Origin of the sequence: uncultured Paracoccus sp. (assembly GCF_947487305.1) — a bacterium.
Lineage (GTDB): Bacteria > Pseudomonadota > Alphaproteobacteria > Rhodobacterales > Rhodobacteraceae > Paracoccus.
Genome location: NZ_CANKWH010000002.1, coordinates 281537 through 295264, shown reverse-complemented (window position 1 = coordinate 295264; position 13728 = coordinate 281537). Strand labels below are relative to the sequence as shown.

General features: G+C 66.0%; 12 protein-coding genes and 1 tRNA gene. 7 read left to right on the top strand and 6 right to left on the bottom strand.

The annotated features are described in order from the left end of the window. Positions 1-38: 38 nt before the first annotated feature. Both Q1A36_RS04065 and Q1A36_RS04060 read left to right on the top strand, forming a co-directional pair. Complete coding sequence (locus Q1A36_RS04065) at positions 39-1214, top strand: homoserine O-acetyltransferase (protein WP_299840135.1); 1176 nt, start codon at positions 39-41, stop codon at positions 1212-1214. A 64-nt stretch (positions 1215-1278) separates the two neighbouring features. After that, positions 1279-1355: transfer RNA gene (locus Q1A36_RS04060), tRNA-Ile, on the top strand. 75 nt (positions 1356-1430) lie between these two features. Here Q1A36_RS04060 and Q1A36_RS04055 read toward each other — a convergent pair. The 4 genes from Q1A36_RS04055 to ispG all read right to left on the bottom strand — a co-directional run bounded on the left by Q1A36_RS04055 (position 1431) and on the right by ispG (position 5506). Then, on the bottom strand, positions 1431-2081 hold the full coding sequence (locus Q1A36_RS04055; protein WP_299840132.1) for a cytochrome c: 651 nt from the start codon (positions 2079-2081) through the stop codon (positions 1431-1433). 13 nt (positions 2082-2094) lie between these two features. After that, positions 2095-3678 (bottom strand): flavin monoamine oxidase family protein, encoded by a 1584-nt coding sequence (locus Q1A36_RS04050; RefSeq protein ID WP_299840129.1) that lies wholly within the window; start codon positions 3676-3678, stop codon positions 2095-2097. A gap of 113 nt (positions 3679-3791) precedes the next feature. Next, positions 3792-4340, bottom strand: coding sequence for a DUF1697 domain-containing protein (locus tag Q1A36_RS04045; RefSeq protein WP_299840126.1), 549 nt, complete (start codon positions 4338-4340; stop codon positions 3792-3794). A 41-nt stretch (positions 4341-4381) separates the two neighbouring features. Further along, positions 4382-5506: a flavodoxin-dependent (E)-4-hydroxy-3-methylbut-2-enyl-diphosphate synthase gene (gene ispG / locus Q1A36_RS04040; protein ID WP_299840123.1), complete on the bottom strand. Its 1125-nt coding sequence runs from the start codon at positions 5504-5506 to the stop codon at positions 4382-4384. Between the two features lie 204 nt (positions 5507-5710). Here ispG and Q1A36_RS04035 point away from each other — a divergent pair, with 204 nt between their 5' ends. Next, positions 5711-8260, top strand: a complete 2550-nt coding sequence (locus tag Q1A36_RS04035) for a PBP1A family penicillin-binding protein (RefSeq protein ID WP_299840120.1) — start codon at positions 5711-5713, stop codon at positions 8258-8260. A gap of 190 nt (positions 8261-8450) precedes the next feature. On the opposite strand, the gene Q1A36_RS04030 is transcribed toward Q1A36_RS04035, so the two are convergent. After that, the gene (locus tag Q1A36_RS04030) at positions 8451-8915 is read right to left on the bottom strand and encodes a hypothetical protein (protein ID WP_299840117.1); all 465 of its coding nucleotides are present in this window, start codon (positions 8913-8915) and stop codon (positions 8451-8453) included. A gap of 158 nt (positions 8916-9073) precedes the next feature. Here Q1A36_RS04030 and prfB point away from each other — a divergent pair, with 158 nt between their 5' ends. From prfB to Q1A36_RS04010, 4 genes are all read left to right on the top strand, one after another. Next, positions 9074-10201: a peptide chain release factor 2 gene (gene prfB, locus Q1A36_RS04025; RefSeq protein ID WP_299840115.1), complete on the top strand. Its 1128-nt coding sequence runs from the start codon at positions 9074-9076 to the stop codon at positions 10199-10201. A 24-nt stretch (positions 10202-10225) separates the two neighbouring features. Then, positions 10226-10768: an isochorismatase family protein gene (locus Q1A36_RS04020; RefSeq protein WP_299840112.1), complete on the top strand. Its 543-nt coding sequence runs from the start codon at positions 10226-10228 to the stop codon at positions 10766-10768. 85 nt (positions 10769-10853) lie between these two features. Then, a complete protein-coding gene (locus tag Q1A36_RS04015) occupies positions 10854-11837 on the top strand; it encodes an aldo/keto reductase (protein WP_299840110.1) in 984 nt (327 codons plus the stop codon). Positions 11838-11969: 132 nt separating this feature from the next. Beyond that, the gene (locus Q1A36_RS04010) at positions 11970-13019 is read left to right on the top strand and encodes a patatin-like phospholipase family protein (protein WP_299840107.1); all 1050 of its coding nucleotides are present in this window, start codon (positions 11970-11972) and stop codon (positions 13017-13019) included. Here the strand turns inward: Q1A36_RS04010 and Q1A36_RS04005 are convergent. Next, positions 12983-13699 carry a DUF502 domain-containing protein gene (locus tag Q1A36_RS04005; protein ID WP_101751965.1) on the bottom strand — a complete coding sequence of 239 codons (717 nt, stop codon included), beginning with the start codon at positions 13697-13699 and terminating at the stop codon, positions 12983-12985. The two genes, Q1A36_RS04010 and Q1A36_RS04005, sit on opposite strands and share 37 nt — an antisense overlap. Positions 13700-13728 lie beyond the last annotated feature (29 nt).

The following is a 13728-nucleotide window of genomic DNA, read 5'->3' as shown; positions in this document are numbered from 1 at the left end:
TTCGATACCGGGATAGGGAAACCAACCGGGATATTTGCATGAGACATTTCACCCTTATCGCCGCGCTGATCGCCGCCGGCCCTGCCTTCGCCTACGAACCTCTCGTCGAGAAGCAATCCTTCACCCTGAACGATTTCACCACCGATGGCGGCGCGACCATCCCCGAGATGACCTTGGGCTACGAGACCTATGGCACGCTGAACGCGGCCAGGGACAATGCCATCCTGATTCCGCATTATTTCAGCGGCAACAGCCATGCGGCGGGGAAATATGCCGAGACCGATGCGGCACCCGGCTATTGGGACGCGATCATCGGCTCGGGCAAGGCGATCGATACCGACAAGTATTTCGTCGTCTCGGTAGACAGCCCGGTGAACCTTGGTGCCAATGACCCGAATGTCATCACCACCGGCCCGGCCTCGGTGAACCCGGCGACCGGCAAGCCCTGGGGCATGGATTTTCCGATCCTGACCATCGGCGATTTCGTCGAGACGCAGAAGGGACTGATGGATCAGCTGGGCATCCCGAAATGGCACGCGGTCATGGGCGCCTCGATGGGCGGATTGCAAAGCTATGAATGGGCCGCGCGTCATCCGGACCTGCTGGAGCGGGTGATCCCGGTCATCGCCTCGGGCTGGGCCGATGCCGACCTGATCGCCTGGCTGGATGTCTGGGCCTCGCCCATCAAGCTCGATGCGAACTGGAACGGCGGCGACTATTACGAGGGTGAAGCGCCGAATGCCGGGCTGGCCGATGCGCTGAAGGTGGTGACGCTGCACGCCAATTCGGCGGAATGGACCAATGGCACCTTCGGGCGCAACTGGGCGGCCGAGGGCGCCGATCCGGGCAAGGCCTGGGCCAATGACTATGCCGTGGTCGATGCGCTGAACAAGGCGGGCGCGGCGCGGGCCGGTGTCTCGGATGCCAACCATTTCCTCTACCTGGTGCGCGCCTGCCAGCAATTCGTCGCCGGCCATCCCGAGGACGGGATTTACAAGGGCCTGCTCAAGATCGACGTGCCGGTGATGCTGATCCATACCGACGAGGATCTGGTCTTCCCGGGTGACGCCGTGCGCGAGACCGCCGGGATCATCAAGTCCGACGGCACCCCGGTCGAGATCGTCGAATTGCAGGGCACCCGCGGCCATCTGGACGGGGTGCTGAACATCGCCCAGGCCAGCGACCGGCTGAAGGCCTTCCTCGACGCCGAATGATTCCGACCCTGCGCCGCGCCTTGACCGGGCGCGGCGCAGGTTCTACGAGGATGGCGATCATTGGGGGCCTGTAGCTCAATTGGTTAGAGCAGGGCGCTCATAACGCCTTGGTTGCGGGTTCAAGTCCTGCCGGGCCTACCACGATCCCGATTCATCGATGAAGATCAGCGCCTTGCGGCGGGACGCGCTAGCCTGAGCGGCCAGCGCGCCGCCCTGTCAGTTGCCGCCCGAACCGCCGGCGCTGGCCGTCGGGTCTTCGGGGCGGACGCCGGCGACCGTCTCGACCGTCGGGTGTTCGGTATAGCTGTTGCCGAAACTGGTCTGGATATAGCTGACCACGGCCACGACCTGCTCGTCCGACAGCATATGACCAAGGGGCGGCATGCCCTTCTGGCCATTGACCACCAGCATCACCGGGTAGTCGCCGAATTCGAGGTTCTCGTTGCCCGCAAGCGCCGGGTAGGCACCGGCGCCCTTGGCCCCGGACCCGTCATACTGATGGCAGCCCCGGCAGAGATATTGGTAGATTTCCTCGCCGGTCGAAAAACCAAGCTGCTCGCTGCCATCATCAAGGCCCGGCGCGGTTGCGCTGGTCAGCGCCCCGGCAGCGGCTTCCGCCGCCGCGCTGTCGGGCGCGTCGGTGATGATGTCAGTGATGGTCTGGGTCAAGGGCATGGCCTGCGCCGTGCCGGGGGCGGCATCCTCGGCGGCCGGGAGCGTGGCATCGGCCTCGGCGACCGCAGTGGCCTCGGCGGTTGCCGCTTCGGCTTCCGCAGTCTCGGGGGCGGCCTCGGTTGCGGTGTCCTGTGCGAAGGCCGGGGCGGCCAGCATCAGCGCCGCCAGAAGGGTCGGAATGGTGGGTTTCATCTCTTGCTCCTCCTCAGCCGGCGATGACGCGTTGATGCAGGCGGGTGATGGCGTCCAGCGCCGACAGGATGGCACCCTCCTGCCAGCCCGGCCATTGCGACAGGTGCTCTCCGGCGCAGACCAGCCGGCGATCGACCTCGCAGGCCTTGAAGAAGGTCTCGCCATATTCGTCCCAATGGCCATAGCAGCCAAGGGTCCAGGAATTGCGGTGCCAGCCGAACGTGGCGCCGGCGCTGAATTCCTGACGATAGTTCGGCCCGTGGATCTTTTCACCATCGGCCAGACAGCGTTCGATCCGCTGTTCGGGCGTCAGCGCGGTGAATTCGAAGGCCGGCTTGCCGAACTGATAGGCGCCCAGCAGCACGCCCGGCCCGGCGCTCATCATGTCGGCAGAGGGATAGCTGATCTGGCCGATGGAGAGATCGGTGAAGGTGATCCCGCCATAGATCTTCTCGTCCTGCTCCCAGAAGCGGCGCTTCATTTCCAGCCCGGCCTTGAAGCCCTCGTAATACCAGACGGTATCGACGGCGTTCTGCAGGTCCGAGGACAGGTCGGCCTCGATCTGGCCCAGAACCGAGAAGGGGATGGTGCAGACACAGTAATCCGCCGTCACCTGCCCGCCTTGGCCCTCGCCCGAGGAACTGTCGTAATCGATGGTCACGCCGGTCTCGCTCTGGGCGATGCGGGTGACGCGGGCGTCATAGGTGATCAGGTCGCCGACCTCGTTGGCAAAGCCGCGGGCGATCATGTCCATGCCGCCGATGGGCTGGAACAGAGGCGCGTGATGTTCGTAGATGTCATGCTCGCGCAGGTGATGCCAGAGGCCCGAGCGCAGCAAGTCGTCGCGCCCGATGGGCGTCGAGGCAACGGGGGCCGAGGTCATGCCGCCGCCAGCGGGCTTGTCATAGCCGCGCAGGTTCGAGGTGCCGATATTGCTGGCATAGCGCATGTCCTTGTCCAGCGCGCCGTATTCGCGCAGGCTTTCCAGCAGCATGTCCTTGGTCTCGCCGGTCACTTCATCATCCAGCGCGCCGGCATTGACGGCCTTGGTCAGAAGCTCGGTCACGTAGCCCTGGTAATCGGCCTTGATCCAGGACTGGCGCTGCGGCTTGCCGTCGAAGGCATCCTTGGAATGCAGATAGGCGCTGAGGTTTTCCTGCACGAAGGGTTGCAACGCGACGCCGAGGCGCTGGCAATAATGGATCACCCCCTGATGGTGATGCGGGATGCGCCAGGGTCCGTTGTTGAAGAACTGGCCTTCCGAGAAGCCGACCTTCTGGACGAACCCGCCCATCTCATGCACCTCGTCGCCACCGCGCAGCGTCATGCAGCGGCCACCGGCACGTTTCTGGTATTCGAGGATCGTGACCTTGTAGCCCGCATCGCGCAGTTCCAGCGCGGCGGTCATGCCCGCAAGACCGGCGCCAAGGATGACGACCGAGGCGCCCTTGGGATCGCCCTCGAGCTTGACCGGCTTGTAATCGCTTTCCTGCGCGTGACCCATCGTGGTCATCGCCCGCAGCATCGCCGCGCTGCCCGCCGTCGCCCCGATCAGGGTCAGCAGGCTGCGCCGCGACATGGTTCCGAATGGTGACATAACTGGTCCCTCCCCCATGCTACCAAGGTAGGACGATAACAGACCCGTGAGCGGATTGTTCCCCCTTCACGTGCAGAATCCGCAAATAGTCGCCTTTAAGGCACGGTCCCGGATCAGCCCGGCGTGCAGGCAGCCAGAATGCGCCCAAGGCTGTTCCAGTTCCGCGCGGTGCCGGGCTGGCCGAAATGCCGTTCCAGCCGGGCCGGGGTCAGCTTGGATTGTCCGATGGTTTCGGGATAGTCGATGAAGACCTCGCGCCCGATCAGCCGCAGGCGTTCCGGGCCGGGATAGCCGGCGGGCAGGGTATCGGCGGCAGGGTCGGGAGGCTGCGACAGGAACATCACCAGCAGGCGGCTGGGGCGTTCCGTCGCGACCTCGGGAAAGGGGTTCGCGCTAAGCACCTGCCGCAATTCCGCCGGGCGGCGCAGGAACACCGCATTCGTCAGCCCATGTGCCGCCATGATCCCGTTGAGATGATCGCCGATCTCGGCTTCGGGTAGGGCCGAGCGGAAGACGACATTGCCGGTGGCCAGAATCGTCCGCGCGTCCCTCAACCCGCGCGCCGCGCAGGCCCCGCGCAGGTCGGCCATCGACAGTTTCGCATGGGTGCCGCCGCCGATGGCGCGGATCAGCGCGATCCAGATGTCTTGGTCTGGGTTCATTCCGACACCCTGCCGCCGGGACGACCCGCCGGCAAGGAGGTTTACTCGGCTGCCTTCGCCGCCTCGGCCTCGAGCTTCGCGGCGCGTTCCTCGACCAGTTCGACGATGTGGTCGACCATCTGCGCATTGGTCATCTTGTGCGCCTGCTTGCCCGCCAGATAGACCATGCCGCTGCCCGCGCCGCCGCCGGTGAAGCCGATATCCGTCATCAGCGCCTCGCCCGGCCCGTTCACCACGCAGCCGATGATCGACAGCGACATCGGCGTCTTGATATGTTCCAGCCGCTGTTCCAGCGTCTCGACCGTGCGGATCACGTCGAACCCCTGACGCGCGCAGCTGGGGCAGGAGATGATCTGCACACCGCGCGTGCGCAGACCCAGCGATTTCAGGATCTCGAAGCCGACCTTCACCTCTTGCACCGGATCGGCCGAGAGGCTGACCCGGATGGTGTCGCCGATGCCCGACCACAGCAGGTTGCCGAGCCCGATCGCGGATTTCACCGTGCCGCCGACAAAGCCGCCGGCCTCGGTGATGCCCAGATGGATCGGGGCATCGGTCGCCTCGGCCAGTTGCTGATAGGCGGCGGCGGACAGGAACACGTCCGAGGCCTTCACGCTGATCTTGAACTCGTGGAAGTCGTTGTCCTGCAGGATCTTGATGTGATCGAGGCCGCTTTCGACCATCGCATCCGGGCAGGGCTCGCCGTATTTTTCCAGGAGGTGCTTTTCCAAGCTGCCGGCATTCACCCCGATGCGGATCGAGCAGCCGTGGTCCTTGGCGGCCTTGATGACCTCGCGCACGCGGGCGGCATCGCCGATATTGCCCGGGTTGATCCGCAGGCAGGCGGCGCCGGCCTCGGCGGCCTCGATGGCGCGCTTGTAGTGGAAATGGATGTCGGCGACGATCGGCACCGGGCTTTCGCGGCAGATCTCGCGCAAAGCCTTGGTGGTTTCCTGATCAGGGGCGCTGATGCGGACGATATCGGCACCGGCCTCGGCGGCGGCGATCACCTGCGCCAGCGTCGCCTTGACGTCATGGCCATTGGTGTTGGTCATGGTCTGCACCGAGATCGGGGCATCGCCGCCGACCGGGACATTGCCGACCATGATCTGCCGCGACTTGCGCCGCTCGATGTTGCGCCAGGGGCGGATCGGGTTGTGGGTCATCGGGACCTCCGGGTTTCGCCCCCGCAGATACGCCATCGGGGGGCGGGCGGCAATGCCAAGCGGGTCCGCGCGCAAGGCTGTGAACGGGGCTGTGAACGGGGCTGTGAACGGGGCCGGGCTGGCGCGGGCCAATAACCCAAGGTTGTTTTGACGCGCCCCGGCCCAGAGACTATAGAGGCAGGCGATTCACGAAAGGTCCGGTCCTTGCTGCGCAGCATCTTTTCTTTCTTCGGTGGCATCTTTTCCTGGGTGGTGACGGCTGCCGTCTTCGTCGCGCTGACCATTGGCGGGATCTTCTGGATCTATTCGCGCGACCTGCCCAGCCACGAGACGCTGGCGCAATACACGCCCAAGACCATCAGCCGGATCTATTCCGGCGAGGGCCGGCTGATCGACGAATTCGCGCAGGAGCGCCGGCTGTTCGTGCCGATCGACGAGATCCCCGATCTGGTGAAGCAGGCCTTCATCAGCGCCGAGGACAAGAATTTCTACACCCATCCGGGCTATGACCCGCGCGGCATGATCGGCGCCATGCTCGAGGCCGTGCGCTCGGGCGGCAGCAATGTGCGCGGCGCCTCGACCATCACCCAGCAGGTGATGAAGAACTTCCTGCTGTCCAGCGACCGCAGCATCGAACGCAAGGTGAAGGAACTGATCCTCGCCACGCGGCTCGAGGATACGCTGAGCAAGGACCAGATCCTTGAACTTTACCTGAACGAGATCTTCCTCGGCCAGAACAGCTTCGGCGTCGCCGCCGCCGCCCAGACCTATTTCAACAAGACGCTCAGCGAACTGTCCCCGCACGAGGCCGCGACGCTGGCCGCCATGCCGCAGGCACCCGGCCGTTATCACCCCGTCCGCGCCAAGGACCGGGTGACGGAGCGGCGCAACTATGTCCTGCGCGAGATGTGGCAGAACGGCTATATCGAGCAGGCGACCTATGAGAGCGAATCCAAGCTGCCTTTGCGCTCGGTCCAGAACGGCGATTTCCCCTCGTTCCAGGAACAGCTGCCGCCGCGCGACTATTTCACCGACGAGATCCGCCGCCAGCTGAGCCGGGAATTCGGCGAAGAGGAATTCTTCGGCGGCGGTCTGACCATCCGCGCCACGGTAGAGCCCGACATGCAGAGCGTCGCCGCCGACGCGCTGCGCGAGGCGCTGGAGGATTACGACCGCGGCCGTGGCGTCTGGCGCGGCACCGGCCTGACCATCCCGGCCGCGCAGCTGACCGACGAGGCCGCCTGGCGCGGGGCGCTGTTCGAGACCGAGGCGCCGCGCGACATTCCGGGCTGGATGCCGGCGGTGGTGCTGGAACTGGGTCAAAGCGATGCCCGCATCGGCATCGAGGGTATCGAGGAAGACGGCGACGGCCACTGGATCCCGGCCAAGGACGTGCAATGGGCGCGCAAGCGTCAGGCCGATGGCAAGCTGGGCCCGCGCGCGCAGGTGGCGGGCGATCTGGTCTCGGTCGGTGATGTGGTGCTGGTGCGCGCCATGACCGAGGATGGCAGCGGCAATTTCATCCGCTGGACCTTGCGGCAGGTGCCCGAGGTCGAGGGCGGCTTCATGGCGATGGACGTGAATACCGGCCGCGTCGTGGCGATGCAGGGCGGCTTTTCCTACCAATCCTCGGTCTTCAACCGGGCGACGCAGGCGATGCGCCAGCCGGGCTCGAGCTTCAAGCCCTTCGTCTATGCCGCCGCGCTGGACAACAATTACACCCCTGCCACCATCGTCGTGGACGAGCCGATCAAGATCAACACGCCGCAGGGGTTGTGGACGCCGAAGAATGCCGGCGGCAATTTCTACGGCCCGACGCCCTTGCGCACCGGGATCGAGCAGTCGCGCAACCTGATGACCATCCGCATCGCCGAGGATATCGGCATGGAGCGGGTGGCCGAATATGCCGAGCGGTTCGGCGTCTATGACCATCTGGACCCGTTCCTCGCCAACAGCCTCGGCGCGCAGGAGACCACGCTGTTCAAGATGGTCGCGGCCTATGCCATGTTCGCCAATGGCGGCGAGCGGGTGGAGCCGACGCTGGTTGACCGGGTGCAGGACCGCCGTGGCCGCACCGTCTATCGCCATGACAAGCGGATCTGCGAAAGCTGCGGCCAGCAGGCGCTGCCCGCCGGGCAGGGGCCGGTCATCGACAACAACCGCGAGCGGGTGATGGACGCAGTGACCGCCTATCAGCTGACCTCGATGATGGAAGGCGTGGTCAAGCGTGGCTCGGGCAAGGGCGTGAACCTGCCGGTGCCGATCGCCGGCAAGACGGGCACCACCAATGACGCCAAGGACGTGTGGTTCATCGGCTTTTCATCGAACATCGTCGCCGGCTGCTACCTGGGCTATGACACGCCGCGCACCCTTGGCGAGAACGCCTTTGGCGGCACGCTCTGTGTGCCGGTGTTCAACGCCTTCATGCGCGAGGCGGTGAAGCAATATGGCGGCACCGAGTTCAAGGTTCCGCCCGGCGGCTACTGGGTCAAGATCAACCGCCGGACCGGTCAGCGCATGGCCGACAACGCCACCGGCGATGACGTGATCGCCGAATATTTCCGCGATGGCAGCGACCCCAGCTGGTCCTCGCCGGTCATCGTCGCGGGCTTTGGCGATGGCGATGTGGTGCTGCCCTGGGAGGCCTCGGCCCCCGGCGTCGGCGCCACCGCCGTCACCACCTCGACCGGCCAGAAGCGGGTGATCCCGAAGAAGGCCGACTTCGGAACGCTGTCCTCGGGTGGGCTTTACTAGCTCGTCCAAAGACCCGGCCCGGAATCACGGTGCGCAGCACCGCCGGGCCAGCGGACGACCGCCCGCGCGGGCGTCAGCTCTGGTGGCGCTCAGCGCCGATCAGATGTTCGACATGTTTGCGCCATAAAGCGCATGGTCCAACCGCCGGCAGCGGAAGCCTGCGGTCGTCCGCCGGCCGTCTCACGACGCGTCAGGGGCAGGGTCGGTTGGTGAACTGGTCCGGATTGCCGCCGCGCCGACATTTCTGCCTTGTGCCATAAGCCGTGGCCGCCGCCGCGCCGGTATCGGCGTCGATGGCAAATTCGATCACGTGCTGCTCGGTCTCGACCGCGTCATCGGGCAGCCCGCTCTGGGTCAGCACCACCGCGCCACGGTCGAGCCCGATGATCTCGCCCGAATAGATCTTCAGCGTCTCGGCGAAAATGCCCTCGGGCGGCTCGGCCAGCGCCAGCCGCGACTGGATCACCGCCCCGGCCTCGTCCAGCGATTCCTGTCCGGTCAGGCCGAAGATGGCGGCATCGCGCAGGGCATAGTCGCGGTCGCTGACGGCGGGCGCATCGCCCCAGCCGCCGCCCGCCGGGCGCAGGCCGGGGGCAGGGCCGCAGGCGGCGGTGACGAGGCAGAGGAAGAGGGCAGGGCGGATCGCGGATCGCATGGCGGGACCTTTCGCGGGCGGCATTCGGCTCGCTCCAGCATAGGCCCGAACGCGCGCATGACCAGACGGCGCGATCACCTGCGGCACCGCCCGGTCTTGTTCCCGGGCCGGCTGCGCGCTATCTACCCGCTTCGACACAAATCCCGAGGAATCCGCTGATGCGCGCAGAAACTCAGTCCACGATTGATGCCATCCGCAAATCCCTGACCCTCTTGGGCCAGCGGATGGATTGGGAAACCGCGCCTCACCGGCTGGAAGAGATGAACGCCATGATCGAGGCGGGCGACCTGTGGTCGGACCCGGCGCGGGCGCAGAAGCTGATGCGGGAACGGCAGGCGCTTCTGGACGCAGTCGAGACCTACCGCCGGATCAGCACCGATCTCGAGGCCAATGCCGAGATGGTGGAACTGGCGGGCGAAGAGGGCGATGCCGATCTGGTCGCCGAATCCGAGGCCAATCTGAAGGCGCTGGCCGAGATAGCGGCGCAGAAGGAGCTTGAGGCGCTGTTGAACGGCGAGGCCGATGGCAATGACACCTTCCTTGAAATCAACGCGGGCGCGGGCGGCACGGAAAGCTGTGACTGGGCCTCGATGCTGGCGCGCATGTATGTGCGTTGGGCCGAGAAGAAGGGCTACGAGGTCGAGCTGATGTCGGAATCGGCGGGCGACGAGGCGGGGATCCGCAGCGCCGCCTACAAGATCAGCGGGCATAACGCCTATGGCTGGCTGAAATCGGAATCGGGCGTGCACCGGCTGGTGCGCATCTCGCCCTATGACAGCGCGGCGCGGCGCCATACCTCGTTCAGCTCGATCTGGGTCTATCCGGTGGTGGACGACAATATCGAGATCGTCATCCCCGATAACGAGATCCGCATCGATACCTATCGCTCGTCGGGCGCCGGCGGTCAGCACGTCAACACCACCGACTCGGCGGTGCGGATCACCCACCTGCCGACCGGGATCGTGGTCACGAGTTCCGAGAAGTCGCAGCACCAGAACCGGGCCAACGCCATGGCGGCGCTGAAATCGCGGCTCTACCAGGCCGAGCTTGACCGCCGCAACGCCGCGATCAACGCCCAGCACGACGCCAAGGGCGATGCCGGCTGGGGCAACCAGATCCGCTCCTATGTGCTGCAGCCCTATCAGATGGTGAAGGACCTGCGCACCGGCGAGGAAACCAGCGACACGCAGGGCGTGCTGGACGGCGATCTGGACGCCTTCATGGCGGCGACGCTGGCGCTCGACGTGGCGGGCAAGTCGCGCGCCGAGGCAAATGCCGAGGATTGATCGGCTGATGGGGGCGCGGGAGTGATGACGAAAACCGCGCTTCTGGTCGTCGACATGCAGATGCTGATGGTCGACCGCATCGCGCAAGGCCGCGACTGCCTCAACGCCGATGCGCCGGACCGGCTGGCGACGCTGCTGGCGGCCTTCCGGGCCGAGGGGCGTCCGGTGATCCATGTCCTGCATCACGAGCGCGATCCGGCCGCCGAATTGCACGCCGATGCACCGGCCAGCCAGCCCATTCCGCAGACGCAGGCGGTGCCGGGCGAGCCGGTCTTCATCAAGCACACGTCATCGGCTTTCGCATCGACCGGGTTGGAACGCTTCCTGCGCGATGCGGGCATCACCGATCTGGCCGTCGCCGGGGCAGTTGCCGGGTTCTGCGTCAACTCCACCGTCCGCGCCGGCGCCGATCTGGGTTTCCGGATGCAGGTGATCCGCGATGCGGTGATGGGTTTCGACCTGCCGGCGGCGGGTCTTTCCGCCCGGACCATCTTCGACGTGACCATGGCGCACCTGGCGGCGGATTTCGCCCGGCTGGTCGATACGGACGATCTGCTCGCGGGCTGATACAGGCGCGCATGTCCCGGCTCGGGGTTTCCATTTCCCGCCCCGCCGGGCAGGGTTGCCCCGGAACAGGTGAAAGGGGTCGGTGATGCAGACACGGAAACTGGGCGCGGATGGTCCCGAGATCGGCGCGGTGGCGCTTGGCACGATGAATTTCGTCGGCGCCTATGCGGCCGGTGATCCCGACGAGGCGCTGCGCTGCATGGCCCGCTGCCTTGATCTCGGCATCAATCATTTCGACACCTCGAATGTCTATGGCAAGGGCCGGGCCGAGGAGTTGCTGTCTGGTTTCCTCAAGACCCGCCGTGATCAGGTGGTGCTGGCGAGCAAGGTCGGCATCACCCGCGAGAAGGAACGGCCCTTCAACAACGAACCCGATTACCTGCGCACCTGCCTCGAAGCCTCGCTGAAGCGGCTGAAGGTCGATCATCTCGACCTCTATTACATCCACCGCCGCGACCCCTCGGTCCCGGTCGAGGAGGTGATCGGCCAGATGGCGCGGTTCCGGGATGAGGGCAAGATCCGCGCCATCGGCCTGTCCGAGATCGCGCCCGCGACGCTGGAGCGCGCGGCGGCGGTGGCGCCCATTGCCGCGGTGCAGTCGGAATATTCACTCTGGACCCGGCTGCCGGAACTGGGGCTGGTGCAGGCCTGCGCCCGGCATGGCGCGGCGCTGGTGGCCTTCTCGGCCCTGGGTCGGGGCGTGCTGACCGACGCGCCGCCCAAGCCTGAGGAGTTGCGCGAGGGCGATCTGCGCCGCGGGATGCCGCGCTTCGATGCCGAAAATTTCCCGCGCAACATGGAGAAAATCGCCCGTTTCGCGGACTATGCGCACGAGATCGGCCACAGCGCCGAAGCCGTGGCGCTGGCCTGGCTTCTGTCGCGTGCGCCCCATGTCATCGCCCTGCCGGGATCGCGCAGCACCGCGCATATGGAGGCCAATGCCAAGGGCGGCGACCTGGTCCTGACGCCCGGGCAACTGGCCGAGATCGAGACGCTGCTGCCGGTCGGCTTTGCCCATGGCGCGCGCTATAACCGCGCCATGTCGCGCGGGCCCGAGGCCTATTGCTGAGCGCAAGGCCTCACGGCGCTTCACATCCGGGCGATATGACGCGGCGCCGTGATGGGGGGGGATCAGCAACGCCGTGCAAAGCCTGTCGCGCTTTGCTATGCTGCGCCTGCAAAATAGAGGCAGGTATCTGATTTGGAACCGAAACACATCAATCTGGCGCTGCAGGGCGGCGGTGCGCACGGGGCCTTTGCCTGGGGCGTGCTGGACCGCTTGCTGGACGAGGACTGGCTGATCGTCGACGGCATCAGCGGCACCTCGGCCGGGGCGCTGAACGGCGCGGCGGTCAAGGCCGGGCTGGCGCTTGGCAACAGCCGGGCCGGGCGCAAGGCGGCCAAGAAGAACCTGACCTATATCTGGGAAAACGTGAGCCAGGTCAGCGACAACCGCATGATCCGCTGGCTCAGCTCGAACATGATGGTGCCGCGCGGGATGCAGCGTTGGGCCGAGTTGTTCACCCCCGCCGCCTGGCTGGAGGGGATGACCCGGGTGTTCAGCCCCTATGATTACGGGCCGCTCTATTCCAACCCGCTATTGCCGATCCTGAAATCCATGCCGCATCCGGTCTTCTGGGGCGAGGGCGGGCCGCGTCTCTTCATCAACGCCACCAATGTCCGAACCGGCCGCATCCGGGTCTTTACCGGGACCGAGGCGACCTGCGAGGCGGTGACGGCTTCGGCCTGCCTGCCCACGCTGTTCCGCGCGGTCGAGATCGATGACGCCAAGACCGGGCGGCGCGAGGCCTATTGGGATGGCGGCTATTCCGGCAACCCGGCGCTTTACCCGCTGTTCGCGCCCGCCCTGCCGCGCGACATCGTCATCGTGAACATCAACCCGATGACGCGCGAGGCACTGCCGAAGACGCCGGCCGAGATCCAGGACCGGATCAACGAGGTCAGCTTCAACAGCAGCCTGCTGCGCGAGTTGCGCGCCATCAACTTCGTCAAGAAGCTCTGGGCCGAACAGCGGATCAATGACCGGCAGATGAAGAACCCGCTGATCCACATGATCATGGACGACGTGCTGATGAACGACCTGAACGCGCGCTCGAAGCTGCTGCCCAACCCGCAGATGCTGGACCGGATGCGGGCGGCGGGACAGGTGGCGGCGGACGCGTTCCTTGCGGACCACGCCGATGCGCTGAACAATCAGGACACGGTGGATTTGCCGGCGCTGTTTTCCTGATCCTTTGCCGCCTGACCGGCCGGGTAGACCAGCCCGGCCGAGATGATCAGCTTGGCCGCGTCCTCGATGCTCATGTCCAGCACATGCACATCCTCCGCCGGCACATAGAGCAGGAAACCCGAGGTCGGGTTGGGTGTGGTCGGCAGGAACACCGCCAGCATCTCGCGTTGCGTGGCGGTGGCCAGCTCGCCCTTGGCCGGGCCGGCGACGAAGCCGATGCCCCACAACCCTTTGCGCGGATATTCAATCAGGCAGGCGCGGTCAAAGCGCGCCTCGTTCTGCGACAGGATGGTCTCGGCGATCTGCTTCACCCCGCCATAGACCGAACGGACGATGGGCATGCGGTCGACGATGCGCTCTCCGGTGCGGATCAGTGAACGCCCGAACCAGCCCTTGGCCGCCCAACCGATCAGGATGGTGACCAGCAGGAACACCACGACGCCCACGCCGCGCAGCGGGATGCCGATCCATTGTTCGGGCCGCCAGCGTTCCGGGATCATCGGCAGCACCCAGCTGTCCATCCAGCCGGTCAGGGTCCAGATCAGCCAGACGGTGATGCCGATGGGCGCCACCACCACCAGCCCGGTCAGGAACGAGGCGCGCAGGGCGGCGACGGGTCCGGGCTTGCGCAGGGGCGCGGGATTCGGGTGCAGCGGCGGCAGGTCGTCGGGATGGCGCATGATGTCCAGCGGAAAAGAACGCCGCCATC